Origin of the sequence: Flavobacterium sinopsychrotolerans, assembly GCF_900110375.1 — a bacterium.
Taxonomy (GTDB): Bacteria; Bacteroidota; Bacteroidia; order Flavobacteriales; family Flavobacteriaceae; genus Flavobacterium; species Flavobacterium sinopsychrotolerans.
Genome location: NZ_FODN01000008.1, coordinates 1 through 15874 on the forward strand (window position 1 = coordinate 1; position 15874 = coordinate 15874).

Below are 15874 nucleotides of genomic sequence, written 5' to 3' on the forward strand. Positions count from 1 at the left end.
GTTCGAGTCCCGTCCAGACCGCCAGTAATAAAAAAGCTTTTCTGTTAAGAAAAGCTTTTTTTGTTTTTGTAAAATTCAAATAGTAATCGTTATGTATTTTGTTTACATCATAAAAAATCATCAAGGATTATTTTACAAAGGATTTACTCAAAATCTTGATAAGCGTATTTTTGAACACAATAATGATTTAAGCCGATACACGTCTGGAAAAAGTCCATGGATTTTGGTTTATTTCAAAGAATTTGAAACAAAAACGGAAGCATTGAAAGAAGAATTACGATTAAAAAAGCTTAATGTTGCTTCGATAGAAAGATTATTAAGCAGTTTTCAAGTTTAATAGAACACATGCGTGTCATCTCGTCTTTTGGGACGAGACGGGTTCGAGTCCTCTCGTTCCAAAAACGAGACCAGTAATAAAAAGCTTTTCGTAATAGAAAAGCTTTTTTTGTTTTTGTAAAATTTAAATAGTAGTCGATATGTATTTTGTTTACATCATAAAAAATCATCAAGGATTATTTTACAAAGGATTTACACAAGATCTTGATAAGCGTATTTTTGAACATAATAATGATTTAAGCCGATATACGTCTGGAAAAAGTCCATGGATTTTGGTTTATTTCAAAGAATTTGAAACAAAAACAGAAGCATTAAAAGAGGAATTACGATTAAAAAAGCTTAATGTTGCTTCGATAGAAAGATTATTAAGCGGTTTTCAAGTTGAATAGAACATATGCCCTGTCATCTCGTCTTTTTGGGACTAGACGGGTTTGAGTCCTCTCGTTCCAAAAACGAGACTACTATAGCGGAAAGACTTTTTCTTTTATAATGGTAGATTAAAACAACTCGGATTTATAGTTCCATACAATCCACACAAACAATCCCAAATACATTACGCAAATCACAAACTTCATGAAACTGGAAGCCAGAAACCCCACAAAAGAACCTGCAGCTGCTTTCAAAGCCCTATTGTGGTCTTTAAAATCATAAATAAGTTCACCTATCAGCGCACCAATAAAAGGTCCTATGAGGAAGCCAAAAGGTATTGGAGCAAGGATCCCGACAACTAAGCCGATGTTTGTTCCCCAAATCCCATACGAGCTACCGCCAAATCTCTTGGTTCCCTTTGCTGGAATCACGTAATCTAAAACGGAAATAACAACTGTAATCAATAGAGCAATTCCTAAAATCCAATAATTTGCCGGAACAGCATTTGTAAAATAAAGAAGTGCAAGCCCAACCCAACTCAAACTTGGTCCGGGTAAAACAGGTAAAAAACTGCCAATTAAACCTGTAATAATGCATGCGAAACCTAGAATTAAAAGTAGGATATCCATAAATTTATTTTTAGTAATTTTGAAAACACAAAAGCAACACGTATTTAGCTAATGAATAAGATGAAATTAATACAACTATTTTCAGTAACGCTCTTCTTTACTTTTTCTTTTTGGTCGGTAAACGCTCAAGAGAAAATAGTAAGCGATAATGATATGCTTTTGAAAGAGACCATTTACAACGAAAACAGAGTAAAAGTATTGAATTTTTCCTTGAAAGAGTTTGATGCGCTTTTTTTTGAGTTTTTTGATAAAAAATCAAACCCAAATTTACTATTGACAAAGGAAGAATTCTATAATTATACGATTCAAATTGCTGTTTTTTCAGATCGATTGGCGGCTCTGTATCCAGATCAAAAAGAAATTGCTACCGAAAACAAAAAGAAATGGTTTGCTGAAAACTACGAAGATTATTTGCTTTCGAAAGCATCTCAAAAAAAATAATTGTATTTTTATAAAATATTAGTTCCATTCAAAAACAAAACCTTGAAGCAGTATTACCTCTTTTTAGTATTTATATTTTTTAATTCCTGTCAATACTTTGACAAACAAATCCCTTCGGAAAAGGAATTGTTACAAAAGGAACTGAAATCCATCAACTGGAAAGAAGTCGATGAATACCCATCGGTAGTAGATTGTGAAAAAATTGATAATAAAGCCCAACGCCAACAGTGTTTTTTTGAGGTTTTAACCCAGTTGATTCAGGAAAAATTGAGCGTTGATACTCTTTCGGTTCTCTACCCTGAACTGGATACGATTGAGGTAAAGGTTACTGTTTTTCCTAATGCAACGATGCAATTCGAGCCTCAATTTCCTAAAGATTCCGTTGCTTACGACAAAATCAAAATCGACAGTATTCTTAAAGTCCGTTTAGTTGATTTTCCAAAAATTAACCCAGCCATCAAGCGTGGTATTCCAGTAAAAACACAATTTATTCTTCCGGTTATTCTTAAAGTGGAGTAGATTTTTTGGAGCTATTTCCAGCTGTTCACTGTATCTTTTTCTTTAAAAAAAAAGAAAAAGGATGCCGTTTCCATCTGGGCTAGGGTTTTAGTGCATATTAGAATTTTCTGCCTTTCCATTCGTATTTTCCAAACAAAGAATACAAAGCCACGCTCACACTAAAAAAGGGATACAACAAACTGCTCAAAATCAAATACTGTATTTTGGTCTTGGTTAAAAAATAATTGGCTTTGTAAATCAAAACGGTATCAACAAGAAATTTTAAAAGGAATAGCAAAACTATATTTTGAAACGGAATAACGCCCAACACCCAATATCCAACACCTACAATCAAACCTAAATTTCCCGCAAAAACTAACACCCCCAATCCTTTTCCGAAAGTACTTTGATACGAGCTTGTTTTGGATGCCCAACGGACGCGCTGATAGAATAATGATTTCCAATCATTCAATGATTTTGTGATAACAATATTGTTTTGGGTTTTCAAATAATGCACTTTTTCGGTGGATTTTGCAATCGCTTTTTGCAACAAGAATACATCATCGCCACTGGCAATTCCATCGTTTCCTTCGAAACCATTCAGCTCTTGAAAATAGGATTTGGTATACGCAAAATTGGCGCCATTGCACATAAATCCTTTGTTAATGCCAAAACTCCCGATGGTTGCTCCTTGTAAACTCGCCAAATCCAACTGTTGGAAATGATGAAGAAATGAATTGCCACAATCGTAAGTAACCGCGCCGGCAATCATAGCAACATCATGAAGTTGAATGTAATTGTCTAAGGTCAATAACCAGTTTGTATTGACTACACAATCGGCATCGGTAGTGATAATCCAATCCGTATTTACAATTTGCATCGCAGTTACGATGGCGTCTTTCTTCGGTGAATTGGAAACTCGAATGTTATTTATTATTTGAATATTGTCTCTCGACTGCGCTCGATATGACAATGGAATGCTGAACTCTTCTTCAGAAAAATCATCAACTAAAATCACTTCAAATAATTCTATCGGATAATTCAATTTTGCTAAACTTGCTAGTAAAATAGGCAGATTTTCGGCTTCATTCCGGAAAGGAACAATAATGGAGAATTTTGTTTTTGGCGTTAAGCCGGTATATTCAATTGTATTCACTTTGGTAAAACCATAAATCAGTACAATTATCGCCAAACAATACATGAAGATTATGATGTATAAAACAATGGTAATCATCATCTTTTATTGCGTTTTGTCTCCTTCTACTTTGGAGAGAATTTTAAAATTCAATACATAATAAGTGCCAATTATCACCGGTAAAACCACATTCAAAAACCACATTAAAGTCGAAATGAAAATCACAATCCATTCGTTTACGCCAAGAATTCCGAAAAAATAAACGGCGACACTTCCTTTTACAGCAAAGTCCAAAAACTGAAAAGTAGGTAAGGAAGAAGCTAAAAAATAAACAGACGAAATGGTCGAAATCAAGGTGAAATAAGGTAAATCAACGTCAAAAGCCAGAAACAAAAAGTAGTATTGATGCGAGAAAACGAGATAGCGGCAAATGCCTAAAAAGATGTTTTTTTGATGAATCGATTTTGGGATTTCATTAATCTTATGAATCAGTTTCTCGATAGAATAGCCTTTGATAGTAATTTTTTTGACCGAAAATAAAACTATGAAAAGGAGTATTAGAAATCCAAAAAGCAGCACTACCGTTTTTGAGGTAATCACATTGTACTTCGCATTAAAATACAACAACCCAAAAATTCCAAAAATAACAGTCAATATCATTTGGATTCCGTTGCAAATCAGATTCAAGAAAATGACTTTTTTAGTGTTTGATTTATCAAAAAATAATGCTTTCCCGGCATATTCTCCAACTCCATTCGGCGTGAAAAGTCCTGCGGTTAATGCGCCAAGAACTTGTTTGGTTGCTTCTCCCAAAGAGATTTTATGGATAAATTCGACTAAGTTTTGCCATTTCAATATTTCAAAAAAACGATTCAAAACACTCAATAACAAAATAAAGGCGATTCCGCCAATAGATTGATTTTTTTGGAATAAAACAATGAATTTCTGCCAATCCAGTTTGTCGTTATTAGCCAATTGATTGTAAATAAAATAAAACGCACCACCCACAATCAAAAGTTTGATTAGAAGTACGAGGAATTGCTTAGTTTTGTGTGGAATTGTAATCATTACTGCAAAATAACAAATTAAAATTGGCAAACGAACGCATCATATTAGGAATTGACCCCGGAACAACGATTATGGGTTTTGGATTGATAAAAATTGTCAATAAAAAAATGGAATTTTTGCAATTGAATGAACTGCAATTGTCCAAATACGACAATCATTATCAAAAACTAAAAATCATTTTCGAACGTACGATTGAGTTAATTGATACGCATAATCCAGATGAAATCGCAATTGAAGCGCCTTTTTTTGGTAAAAACGTGCAGTCGATGCTGAAGTTGGGACGTGCGCAAGGCGTAGCCATGGCAGCGGGACTTTCGAGAGATATTCCAATTACCGAATACGAACCAAAAAAAATAAAAATGGCGATTACCGGAAACGGAAACGCTAGTAAAGAGCAAGTTGCTAAAATGTTGCAACAATTATTAGGACTGAAAGAATTACCTAAAAACCTTGATAGCACCGATGGATTGGCAGCTGCGGTTTGTCATTTTTTCAATTCTGGAAAAGTGGTGGGCGCCAAAAGTTATACCGGTTGGGATGCTTTTGTGAAACAAAATGAGGAACGAGTAAAAAAATAGCCAGACTATGTTTAGATAATCTGGCTACTAAATATTTGAAATTCTAATTATTTTATTTCTTCATATTGATAATTAAAAGTACCATTGGTAATGGTGTTATTAGTATCAATTTGATTGGTAAAAGTTGAAGAGGTAGTAAACTTAAAGGTTCCTTTTACAATTTTTGTTTTAGTATTAACTTCTGTTATTGTGATAGTACCTTCTTTAGTATATTCAAATAAATCATCTGAAGTGTCTGTTAAGTCTACTGCGTGTGATGTAGGATTGTTTTCATCGGTAGTAAACGCATACGTTCCTAAAGCAATTTTTGTCCTTTTTAACCAAATATTAATTTCCGGATTTCCCAGTATTCCACCTTGGCGGCCTTGAAGCATAACAAAATCCTCTATTGGGTAATAAGACCAAATATTTGTTGTAGAAAAAAGGTTATTTCCAGAAGGATTGTTGGCATTAAAAGACTTACCATCAATTGTGGCTGTCATAGCAAATTCTGATTTGGTATCCTCACTATTGTTGTCATCAGAAGAACAAGAAAAAAGAATAAATGGTAAGATAAGAAGTAATTGAGTAATTTTTTTCATAATAGAAATAATAGGTTTAGACAAACTTAGATAATTATTTCTATTTTAGTAAGAATATTAGTTTATTTTTTTTGGCAACATGCTGTTTAGAAAAAAAGGAATTATTATTTCCCGATAAAAGGAACAGGTATCCCATTATTGTCATGTAGATAATGAAGAATACTGAATTTAAAAGATAATTTTAATTTTATTGGGGATTAATGATATTTATTCAAGAGCAAGATTTAACTTGCTCTTTTTTTATTATGTCAGGAATCTATATACACATACCCTTTTGCAAACAGGCTTGTCATTACTGTGATTTTCATTTTTCGACTTCGATGAAGAAGAAAGAAGAAATGGTTTGTGCTATTGCCAAAGAAATTCAAATGCGTAAAAGCGAATTTGAAAAGGAACAAGTTGAGACTATTTATTTTGGTGGAGGAACGCCAAGTGTTTTGACTTCAGTAGAAATTAATTTTTTGATTGCTGCAGTTTATAGCAATTATTCTGTGATTGAAAATCCTGAAATTACACTGGAAGCCAATCCTGATGATTTGTCAAGTGAACGAATAATTGAATTGTCTAAAAGTAAAATCAACCGATTAAGTATTGGGATTCAATCGTTTTTTGAAGAGGATTTACAACTGATGAACCGCGCTCATAATTCGGCGGAAGCCAAAAAATGTTTGGAAGAAGCTACTCAGTATTTCGACAATATTTCCCTCGATTTGATTTACGGAATTCCGGGAATGAGCAATGAGAAATGGAAACAAAATATTGAAACAGCATTGTCTTTTGGGATTCCGCATATTTCGAGTTATGCTTTGACGGTAGAACCAAAAACCGCTTTGAATAAACTCATTCAAACGGGAAAAATTGCTGCGCCTAAAGACGAAGTTGCGCAAGAGCATTTCGCTATTTTGGTCGAAACGCTCGAAGCCAATGATTTCATTCATTACGAATTGTCAAATTTTGGGAAGGAAAACTATTTCTCCAAGAATAATTCGGCGTATTGGTTAGGGAAAAAATACATTGGAATTGGTCCTTCGGCGCACAGTTATGATGGCATTTCCCGAAGTTGGAACGTGTCGAATAATGCGATTTATTTAAAATCGATTCAAGAAAATAAATTACCAAACGAAACTGAAATTCTTTCGACAGCTGATCGTTACAACGAATATGTTATGACGGGTTTACGAACGATTTGGGGCGTTTCTTTGGATAGAATCAAAACTGAATTTGGAAGTGAATATTTGGAATATTTGAATAAACAGACTCAGAAATTCCTTGATGATGATTTAGTTTTTGTCGAAAACAATATCTTGAAACCAACACCAAAAGGAAAGTTTTTGACGGATGGAATTGCAAGTGATTTTTTTATCCTGAACTAGTTTCAGGATCTGTTGATTTTTAATTGATTTTTATGGAAAAAGGATTTACTTATATTTTGACTAATAAAAATGCTACGGTTTTATATGTTGGAGCAACCAAAAATCTTAAAAATAGAGTTGATTGTCATAGAAATGGCACAGGTGCAGTTTTTACAAAAAAATATAATGCTACTATTTTAATCTATTTTGAAGTATTTGATGATTTAAGCGATGCTTTTAAAAGGGAAAAACAACTTAAAAATTGGCATAAAGACTGGAAATGGAATATTGCAAAACTTTCAAATCCTGAATTAAAAGATTTATATTTGAACTTATAAAGTATCTCCAGATGAGATGCTGAAATAAATTCAGCATAAATGTTAGCAACAGTTCAACATAACAATCAAACAATTAAAGTCGATTTATCAAAACCCATTGATATTTCGATTCCATTGACGAATACAGATGAAAATCCAATTGCTTGGTATATTGATAAACCAGTAATTGAACCTGTAATTTTTGGGGATTGGATAGGAAAAGTTTCGGAAGGAAAATCGTCTACCAATTTCAATAATATTTTCTTCAATCCACACGGACATGGGACTCACACAGAATGTTTGGGGCACATTACACGAGAATTTTACAGCATTAATCAATCGTTGAAACAGTTTTTCTTTTTGGCTGAATTAATTTCGGTTGTGCCGGAATTGCAAGGAGAAGATTTGGTAATAACGTTAGAAAACATCTTGACTGCGCTCGATGTGACATTGAAGTTAGGTGTTCCAAAAGAAGCCCTAATCATCAGAACGCTACCTAATTTTAAAATAAAAAAATCTTTAAAATATTCGAATACCAATCCGCCATATTTGGAGGAAGATGCTGCGCGTTTCATTCGCGAAAGCGGAATTAAACATTTATTGATTGATTTACCAAGTGTGGATAAAGAAAAAGATGATGGGAAATTACTGGCACACAAAGCATTTTGGAATGTAACCGATATTAATAATCTGAATGCTGATGCACGATTGGATTGCACGATTACCGAAATGATTTTTGTATTTGACGAAGTGAAAGACGGAAGTTATTTGCTGAATTTACAAATCGCATCTTTCGAGAATGATGCGAGTCCCAGTAAACCGGTTTTGTATGCTATTTTAAATGATGAATTATAAATTTTGAATGAAAATAATTTCATAAATGAACTTAGAAACATATTACGAATATTGTTTGTCTAAAAAAGGAGTGACGGAACATTTCCCTTTTGATGAAGATACTTTAGTTTTTAAAGTAGGCGGAAAAATGTTTGCATTATCGTCTTTAAGTCAATGGGAGAATGGGCAGCCGTCAGTCAATTTAAAATGTGATCCGGAGCGTGCTGAGGAATTGCGTGCTGAATATGATGACATTCAACCGGGTTTTCACATGAGTAAAACCCATTGGAATACAATTTCAATAAATGCATCAGTTTCGGATGCGCTTGTCAAAGAATTGATCGATGATTCCTATGAATTGGTTTTCAAAAGTTTAACAAAGAAATTGCAAAGTGAAATTCAAGAATTAGAAAATTAGGCATTACTTTTGCGAAGAAATTCAGAATAAAATTATAAATACTTACTGAAATAAATTCAGCATATCATATGAAAGAACAATTTAAGAAGTTTTTGAACGAAGAACAAGACCCAAAAGCTATTGAAAAAATCGCTTCAAAATTGAGTGATTTATTGATGAAAAATGAAGAAATAGGCTATATAGCTGTTCAAAAAAAACCTGCGATTACCGTTTTGCCGGATAGTATTGTGATGACCAATAAAAGAATTATCATTTGTCAGCCTAAAAATCTGGGACTTTCAATGAATTTTATTGATTACACTTGGGATGAGATTGAAGGCACTTTTGTGAAAGAAAATATTTTAGGTTCAGAGTTTTCTTTTACTACGAGAACTAATATGGAGGTTTCTATTGATTATATTCCTAAAATCCAGGCGCGAAAGATTTTTACCTATGCTAAAGAACAATTGGATATACTGAAAGTTGGGTCTGTATTAAACGCAACCATGATGGATGAAGTTCCAGTTTTACCAATAGAAGAAGTGGAGATTATTGAGGAAATGGAAACGGAAGAAGTAACAAGTTTTGCTGAAATAATGCCAGTTTCACAGCCAAATTTTATTGCTGAAAATCAAGAATTCGAAGAGGTTTCAACAAGCCCAAAAGACAAATCCTTAAGCGATTTATCACAAGACGAACTTTTTGAAAAATTACAGAATTATAAAAAATTATTGGACAACGGATTGATTTTACAAGGCGAATACGATGCTTTTAAGAAAGAAATTTTGAGTTATATGTAGTCAGTCTTAAAGTTGAAAGACTTATTCTTTAAATATAAAAAAGTCGAAAGTAGTATTTTACCGCTTTCGACTTTTTAGTTTAGATTAAATAATTCATGGATTAAAGATTAAAATACCCCAATATAATGATTTCCAGGTTTGTTAATCAATTTCGCTCCTTTAGTAACCACATTGGTTTTGCTATTAATAATGTAGATGTTACCATCTTTACCTACTGGAGTAATAGCAATATAAACGTCATCTCCATTCACTACAAATCCTTGATATTGGCCAAAATCAAGATCAGCATCATAAGGAATGTCTACAATAGTTGCTTTTTGAGTGTTTAAATCTACACGAGCAATAAAACCTTGACCGTTTGCATTGTCATGAGTGTACAAAATGTAACCAATTCCGTTGCCAGCATATCTCCATGCATCTACATAAGTACCTGTTATACCTAATGCTGCATCTAAACTGAATACATAAGAGTTGTCGTATTGATTGTTTTGGTTGATTTTTAAGATGCGGGAACCACCATTGTCATTTTGAGTTGCTTGATAGATATTACCATCTTCACCTAAAAATGCGTTGAAGCTACGGTAGCCGTTAGTATTTCCAACGCTGATAGTAGATGAAATTATTGTAGGATTTTCTAATGAAGGATAATCCACCACTACAGATTTTGCGCCTATTTTTGTATATGCAGTAGCATCAGCTAAACCGGTTGCTGGATTGTGTTTTCCTTTTCCAATACCAATGATTAATTTATTTCCTGCTTTGTTTAATACTGGACCATCTAAACGTGAAATGTAGTGCCCTAAAACTTCTTCTTCAGCTGAAAAAGGGATTTCATATTGTTTGTAGTTGTTAATTAGAACGTCTTTTAAGTGTAAAGCTAATACAGTTGAAAGACCTCTTGAATGTTTGTAAACCTTATTTTCATCTGTTGTTACTTTTATACCAGAAAGATTTACTGCAATACCTGTTTTATCTCCATCAAATAATTTTACCCATCTAGGTGCAGTGGTAGCATAAGCAGCTATGTTTACCTTAACATCTGATTCCGCATGATTTTTTCCTCCATTTACTGAATACTTAGAAAACTCACCTCCATTTGGCCCAGTATAAGCAATGTTGAAAAGAGTATTGCCATCTTCTGAAGATTGTAAACGAGCCGTTCTTTGAGATCTTACATGAAAACCGTCGTCATAAACATTGATTGATTTTTCAGGATTTTTTGCATCAGCTACACTTACAGAGTACACCATAGTACCACCGTTTCCGTCTCCAGGATTAGTTCCCATCATAGCGCCACTCAAAGTAATCCAGCGATCCGTATTGCCAGGATTAACAGAGTCTTCTGAATTGTCATTGTCAGTATTGCAACTAGTTAATGATAAAGTTGTTAGTACAGCTGCACATATAAAAAAATTTAAAATTCGATTCTTCATAGTATATTTATTTAGAAATTATTAATGGTATAGTTTAATTTTAGATAAAAAGCCCTGCCTGGTTTTTGTACGGCAAAATTGTCATAAGCCTCACGGTTGAATATATTTTTCGCATCAAAACTCACTACAATTTTTTTGTTAGGAAATATATAACTTGCTCCTACATCTTGTATGAATTGAGGAGGCGTCATAAAATGATCAGATTTTGCCCAAATGGTATTAAAGGGATGCACATAGCTGAAGTTATAATGCAAGTTTAGGATTGATTTTTTCTGTAGGATGTCGTTCATTTTATACTGTACAGAGCCATTGGCTGTTAAAAAGGGTTCGTTTGGCAACTGTACATTATATCTCGTACTAAGAAATTGACCATTAGGCGCGTATTTATTTTTGTAAAGAGAGCTGAATTTTGACATATTCAACATGATATTCAAATTGTTATTTAACATGTAATTCATTTCTGCTTCAAACCCAATTGCCTGAGTTTTATTAAGGTTTTCGTATGGAAAGGTTTCCACTGCAGAAACAGGTCTGTCGTTTGATAAAATAACAATCTTATCCTTAGTGTCTCTTATGAAACTTGAAACCGAAAATGAAATTCGATGCTTGTTTACAGAATAGGAATCAATCCTAAATCCTAAATTGAAATTAGTACTGATTTCAGGTCTAAGATTAGGGTTTCCAACTAAGTTTTCGGCTTGATTACCAAAAATCTCTCCTTCTGATGGCATTCTTACTGCTTTTTCTGCCGAGGCAAGAATTACAATGGTTGAATTAATCGAGTACGAAGAAGCAAATCCGTATCCGGTTGTAGTTCTCAGATCATTAATCCGTTGTTCTACACGAACATTTTGACCATCTACTACCTCCACTTTTGGTTCTACTCTTTCCACCTTTTGCCGGTAATATTTACCAAACAGGTTTGTTTTTAAACGCGAATTAAAAGCTTGCATTTCATACCCTAATGAAGTTACATTTTTGGTGATGTCACTTGTCGCTAAATACGAGCTTTCCAATATATTTCTTAATTCATCAGAGTCTTCTCTGTCAGCTATGTAGAATGAATGATTTAATTCTAATTTGTGATTTTGTGCTATCTTGTATTGTAGGTCAGATCGTAAATTTGTGATTTTTCTGGTAATTGTATTCATTGTAGGACGACCTTGTTGTGCACCATTTAGGGTAGGCAAAGGATCTCCATGCAAGCCAATAACTTTTTCGCCAAACCAATTATAAGCCCATTTTACGGTGTCTTGTATGTACTGATTTCGATCGCTATACACGCCGTTGAAGTTGAACTCTAAACCTTTTGTAAAAAGATTTTTCTTATTGTAATTCAGGCTTATTACATGAGCTTGGGATTCTGTAAATCTGCCTTTGTATGGAGTAGACATGTATTGTCCGTGTTGTACTTCTTTGTACGTATCGGAACCAATGTAGTTAATCATGAAGTTGTCTGCCCATTTTACATCTGTAAAGCCAAGCTCTAAACGACCTCCTACAGATTTGAAAGCATCGTTAAAGCGTTTCGCTCTAACATTTTCTACACGACCATTTGGTAACTGATTACTAACAAATTTCCCCCAAACTTCGTAGTTGTTATCAGAATAATTGTAAAATCCAGAACCTCTTGCCGTGAATCCCGTTTTGCTGTCCCTATACATACCACTAATATCAGCTTGCGTAGTGTTAAACGAACCGTAGGACACAGAAGCAGTCAAATTATTACGCATTCCTCCTTTTTTAAGGATAACATTGATGGCTCCTCCTAGGAAGTCACCAGACAGATGCGCAGGAAGAACACCTTTGTAAACTTCTATGCGCTCAATCATTGCTGGCGGAATAGTATTCAGATTAAAAGAAGAACCATAAGTAGAAATTTCTATCCCATCAATAAATATTCCCACAGAACTTCCGGACATGCCATTCAAGTTATACTCCACGCTAGATCCTAATCCACCATTTTGACGCACTTTTACTCCTGCGGTTTGATTTAATAATTCGTTAGTTTGTAAATTTCTTAAGTACGCTTCTTTAGTCTCTATAACAGTAACTGCAAAACCTTTACTTTCTAATTTCTTTGCGAATGATTTTCCTTTAATTGCTACATTATTTAAAGCTTGTGGGACTTCCGAGGATAGTGTTGATTTTGTTTTCAACTCTTTTGGGTAAGCAATGGCATTTGGAAGTAGTGTTATATTTATTTCTTTAGGTGTATTTTTCTTAATGGTAACTTTAAATGTTTGGCTTTGGTATCCAATGCCGTTACAAATAAGTTTGTATCTTCCAGATGGAGCATTAATGCTAAAGGTACCTTCTGAGTCTGTTTTTGTTTCAAATGAGGTGCCTTCTAAAGAAACGATTATTCCCGATAAAACTTTTTCGGATGAGGTGATTTTTCCAAAAACTCTAGTTGGATTTTGCTGTGAAAACACAGGAAAAACCATTAAAATGAAAAGGATAGAAAAAATAGCGTTGTTATGCATTATTGATTTTATAAATATTTTTTATTAAAATATTATTCTTAATTAGACTTATTATAAATAACTTTGCTGCAAAACTACTATTAACATCCACGAAATAGGTAGGGAAAAACGGATTATTATTTTGTAAAAACGGATTATTATTTTGAAACTTAAATCGAAAATTTTAGCACACGAAAAACCACTGATTGCTATAGAGATAGGGGATTCGTATAATCAAAAAAGTCATTTTGTCGAAGAGAAAATTAGCATTCAGAATGGAAAAATGGAGCAAATAACGAGCACTAATTTGATTAGTGAAGGTGTAGTGATTCTGGATTTTAAAATGTATTTTTCGACTCCACAAACGATGCAATCTGAAATAATTGGCGAATCTATTGTTATGAATTTTATTTGTTGTAACAATGTAGAAACTACTATTGACCAAGTAGAAAGCGAGAAATATACAACGGAAAACACCCATAATATTCTATACACAGACAATTTTAATGGAGCCTTTGAAATTCCCGCTTTTGAAGAGATTAATTATTTGTCCATTATTTTATCGCGGGATTATTATTATCAATTAATCAATGAAGATTGGGAGCTTCATCAAAAATTCTCTGCAACTATTATTCAAAAAAAATCCAGTTATTTAACTCCAAAATACGTTCCGTTTAGTCCGGTTATGCAATGGGTTATTCATGAAATCAAAAACTGTACATACAAAGGGACTATCAAGAAAATGTATCTTGAGGCTAAAATAAAAGAGCTTTTAATTTTACAACTGGATACCTTGGTAAAAAAACCTCAAGAAAAAGTACTTGTAAATGAAGAAGACTATCTTAAACTTCTGAAAGCGAAATTGATTTTAGAAGCTAATTTTACAGATGCGCCATCCCTTCCGGAACTTTCCAGGGCAATAATGCTTAACGAATTTAAATTGAAAAAAGGGTTTAAATCTTGTTTTGAAACAACAGTGAAAGGCTATATCACTAAACTCCGAATGGAATGTGCTAAAGATTTATTTAAGAACAAAGCTTCAAATGTAGGCGAAGTAGCGTATAAGTGTGGCTACAAAGATGTATCTCATTTTTCGGCAGCTTTTAAACTGTTTTATGGATTTACACCCATCAGTTTCAGAAAACTTAATAAGATTACAAAATTATCTTTCTTTTATTGGAGTTTTCTAGACATTCTTGCTCTTGATCTTTTTTTGATTTAAATAGATCAAATTCCTGTTCAAACTTCAAGATGAATATAGTTTTATGTAATTAGTCTTAAAGGCAAAAGTCACAGAGTCAAAAGATATTCTACTACCTTTTTGACTTTGTGACTTTCGATTTTCTAATATATAGACTAAAGCGTTTTTTTCTGCTTTTCTACAAAATTATTAGATTGTAATTCTAATAAATCAGTAGCGTTTTTGCGTTGTAAATCATACAATTGTTTGTCGTCAGCAATGTCGCCGTATACTTTGTCATGCATGGTTGCGCTAGTTTTTACCAACAAAGTGCGTTGGTATTTGTCTTGTTCGATTGTTGCTTTCAACGCCGTTTCAAGATCTTCCAGTTTATAATCATATTCGCCTTTTGGAGATAGAAGTTTAGCAATAATAGGGGAGGTTTCTATGGCTAAAAACAGCAACATTATAAAAAAAGAAGGCAGCCACGGCAATTTATCCAAGGCATTGATTCGTGCCATTAAACCGTCAAATCCATCAATAATAGGTTGGGTTTCGGTAACTTTCTTGTCCAAATCGGTTTGCAGCGTTTTGGTATTTTTCTCCATTTCAGCAATTTTAACCAAGTTGGTTTTTTGTAAGGTGTCCAGTTCTTTTTTTGCTAAATCATGTTTGGCAATTTTTTCTTTAAAAACAGGACCTTTGCCTAATTTTTTGGTTCCTGCGGTTCCTTCGGCTTCAGTGATGTAGGTTTCATACAGCGTATTTACTTCTTTCTCTTTGTTTATGATTTCTGATTTTAATTTATCGATTTCTGCTTTATTTTTATCCAAATCCGACTTGAAATAATTCGCCACTTCTTTTTTGTTATTCAAAGCCATCGCATTTTTCTCTTTCAACAAAACGGTATTGATTTCTTTTTCAAAGATTTTAATTTCTAATGGTTTCGAAATTACTATCGCAATAATTACCGCCAAAATAATTCGGGGAGTTGCCTGTAGAAATTCACTTCCTATTTTGTCTCTTTTTCGAATAGTGGAAACAATAAAACGATCTAAATTAAAAATAAGTAAACTCCAAACGATTCCAAACGCGATTGCGGGATATATACTGTCAAAGACGGTAAACAGTGCATACGAACTGGCAAGAAAAGCCATGACCGCGGTGAAGAAAACAGTGGCGCCAATACCTACATATTTGGTTTGTTCGCCTTCGGAACACCCTTCAAGTAGGTCTTTATCGGCTCCGGAACAAAGGATGAAAAATTGTTTTAACATGATTAATTTTTTTTGATTGCTTCGCTAGTTCGCTATTCTAGCTCGGGTGATTGATGATTACAAATTTAACGCCAAAAAAATGAATTTTGGTATAAATAGTTGATATGTTTTTAATTAGCTTTTTTTGCATAAAAAAAGCTGTTCATCTAGAACAGCTTTTTTTAATTTGGGACTATAATTGTAC

At 33.4% G+C, this 15874-nt stretch carries 18 protein-coding genes; 11 read left to right on the forward strand and 7 right to left on the reverse strand.

The window, feature by feature from the left end; genetic code table 11:
• Positions 1-91 precede the first annotated feature (91 nt).
• On the forward strand, positions 92-337 hold the full coding sequence (locus tag BMX64_RS13095; protein ID WP_091172875.1) for a GIY-YIG nuclease family protein: 246 nt from the start codon (positions 92-94) through the stop codon (positions 335-337).
• 139 nt (positions 338-476) lie between these two features.
• Positions 477-725, forward strand: coding sequence for a GIY-YIG nuclease family protein (locus BMX64_RS13100; RefSeq protein WP_091172879.1), 249 nt, complete (start codon positions 477-479; stop codon positions 723-725).
• A gap of 108 nt (positions 726-833) precedes the next feature.
• On the opposite strand, the gene BMX64_RS13105 is transcribed toward BMX64_RS13100, so the two are convergent.
• Positions 834-1334, reverse strand: a complete 501-nt coding sequence (locus BMX64_RS13105; RefSeq protein ID WP_091172883.1) for a DUF456 domain-containing protein — start codon at positions 1332-1334, stop codon at positions 834-836.
• Between the two features lie 60 nt (positions 1335-1394).
• On the opposite strand from BMX64_RS13105, the gene BMX64_RS13110 reads away from it, so the two are divergent.
• Positions 1395-1775 carry a hypothetical protein gene (locus BMX64_RS13110; protein WP_143056082.1) on the forward strand — a complete coding sequence of 127 codons (381 nt, stop codon included), beginning with the start codon at positions 1395-1397 and terminating at the stop codon, positions 1773-1775.
• 42 nt (positions 1776-1817) lie between these two features.
• Positions 1818-2294 carry a hypothetical protein gene (locus tag BMX64_RS13115; RefSeq protein WP_091173396.1) on the forward strand — a complete coding sequence of 159 codons (477 nt, stop codon included), beginning with the start codon at positions 1818-1820 and terminating at the stop codon, positions 2292-2294.
• A 97-nt stretch (positions 2295-2391) separates the two neighbouring features.
• Here the strand turns inward: BMX64_RS13115 and BMX64_RS13120 are convergent, their stop codons facing one another.
• Both BMX64_RS13120 and BMX64_RS13125 read right to left on the reverse strand, forming a co-directional pair.
• Positions 2392-3504, reverse strand: a complete 1113-nt coding sequence (locus BMX64_RS13120; protein ID WP_396180379.1) for a glycosyltransferase family 2 protein — start codon at positions 3502-3504, stop codon at positions 2392-2394.
• Positions 3505-3513: 9 nt separating this feature from the next.
• Entirely contained in the window at positions 3514-4476 is a 963-nt protein-coding gene (locus tag BMX64_RS13125) for a lysylphosphatidylglycerol synthase domain-containing protein (RefSeq protein ID WP_091172889.1), read from the reverse strand.
• A gap of 23 nt (positions 4477-4499) precedes the next feature.
• Here BMX64_RS13125 and ruvC point away from each other — a divergent pair, with 23 nt between their 5' ends.
• Positions 4500-5054 carry a crossover junction endodeoxyribonuclease RuvC gene (ruvC, locus tag BMX64_RS13130; RefSeq protein WP_091172893.1) on the forward strand — a complete coding sequence of 185 codons (555 nt, stop codon included), beginning with the start codon at positions 4500-4502 and terminating at the stop codon, positions 5052-5054.
• A gap of 47 nt (positions 5055-5101) precedes the next feature.
• Here the strand turns inward: ruvC and BMX64_RS13135 are convergent, their stop codons facing one another.
• Positions 5102-5635, reverse strand: coding sequence for a Riean_0653 family protein (locus BMX64_RS13135; RefSeq protein WP_091172895.1), 534 nt, complete (start codon positions 5633-5635; stop codon positions 5102-5104).
• A gap of 245 nt (positions 5636-5880) precedes the next feature.
• On the opposite strand from BMX64_RS13135, the gene hemW reads away from it, so the two are divergent.
• From hemW to BMX64_RS13160, 5 genes are all read left to right on the forward strand, one after another.
• Positions 5881-7008, forward strand: coding sequence for a radical SAM family heme chaperone HemW (gene hemW / locus BMX64_RS13140; protein ID WP_091173404.1), 1128 nt, complete (start codon positions 5881-5883; stop codon positions 7006-7008).
• A gap of 32 nt (positions 7009-7040) precedes the next feature.
• Complete coding sequence (locus BMX64_RS13145; RefSeq protein WP_091172898.1) at positions 7041-7325, forward strand: GIY-YIG nuclease family protein; 285 nt, start codon at positions 7041-7043, stop codon at positions 7323-7325.
• A gap of 39 nt (positions 7326-7364) precedes the next feature.
• The gene (locus tag BMX64_RS13150) at positions 7365-8159 is read left to right on the forward strand and encodes a cyclase family protein (RefSeq protein ID WP_091172901.1); all 795 of its coding nucleotides are present in this window, start codon (positions 7365-7367) and stop codon (positions 8157-8159) included.
• 25 nt (positions 8160-8184) lie between these two features.
• Positions 8185-8556 (forward strand): MmcQ/YjbR family DNA-binding protein, encoded by a 372-nt coding sequence (locus tag BMX64_RS13155; RefSeq protein WP_091172904.1) that lies wholly within the window; start codon positions 8185-8187, stop codon positions 8554-8556.
• Positions 8557-8624: 68 nt separating this feature from the next.
• Positions 8625-9335 carry a PH domain-containing protein gene (locus BMX64_RS13160; RefSeq protein WP_091172908.1) on the forward strand — a complete coding sequence of 237 codons (711 nt, stop codon included), beginning with the start codon at positions 8625-8627 and terminating at the stop codon, positions 9333-9335.
• 107 nt (positions 9336-9442) lie between these two features.
• On the opposite strand, the gene BMX64_RS13165 is transcribed toward BMX64_RS13160, so the two are convergent.
• Positions 9443-10768 carry a hypothetical protein gene (locus BMX64_RS13165; RefSeq protein ID WP_091172911.1) on the reverse strand — a complete coding sequence of 442 codons (1326 nt, stop codon included), beginning with the start codon at positions 10766-10768 and terminating at the stop codon, positions 9443-9445.
• Between the two features lie 11 nt (positions 10769-10779).
• Positions 10780-13254 (reverse strand): TonB-dependent receptor, encoded by a 2475-nt coding sequence (locus BMX64_RS13170; protein ID WP_091172915.1) that lies wholly within the window; start codon positions 13252-13254, stop codon positions 10780-10782.
• A gap of 142 nt (positions 13255-13396) precedes the next feature.
• Here BMX64_RS13170 and BMX64_RS13175 point away from each other — a divergent pair, with 142 nt between their 5' ends.
• A complete protein-coding gene (locus BMX64_RS13175) occupies positions 13397-14455 on the forward strand; it encodes a helix-turn-helix domain-containing protein (protein ID WP_091172918.1) in 1059 nt (352 codons plus the stop codon).
• A 134-nt stretch (positions 14456-14589) separates the two neighbouring features.
• Here the strand turns inward: BMX64_RS13175 and BMX64_RS13180 are convergent, their stop codons facing one another.
• Positions 14590-15690: a DUF4407 domain-containing protein gene (locus BMX64_RS13180; protein ID WP_091172922.1), complete on the reverse strand. Its 1101-nt coding sequence runs from the start codon at positions 15688-15690 to the stop codon at positions 14590-14592.
• Between the last annotated feature and the right edge of the window lie 184 nt (positions 15691-15874).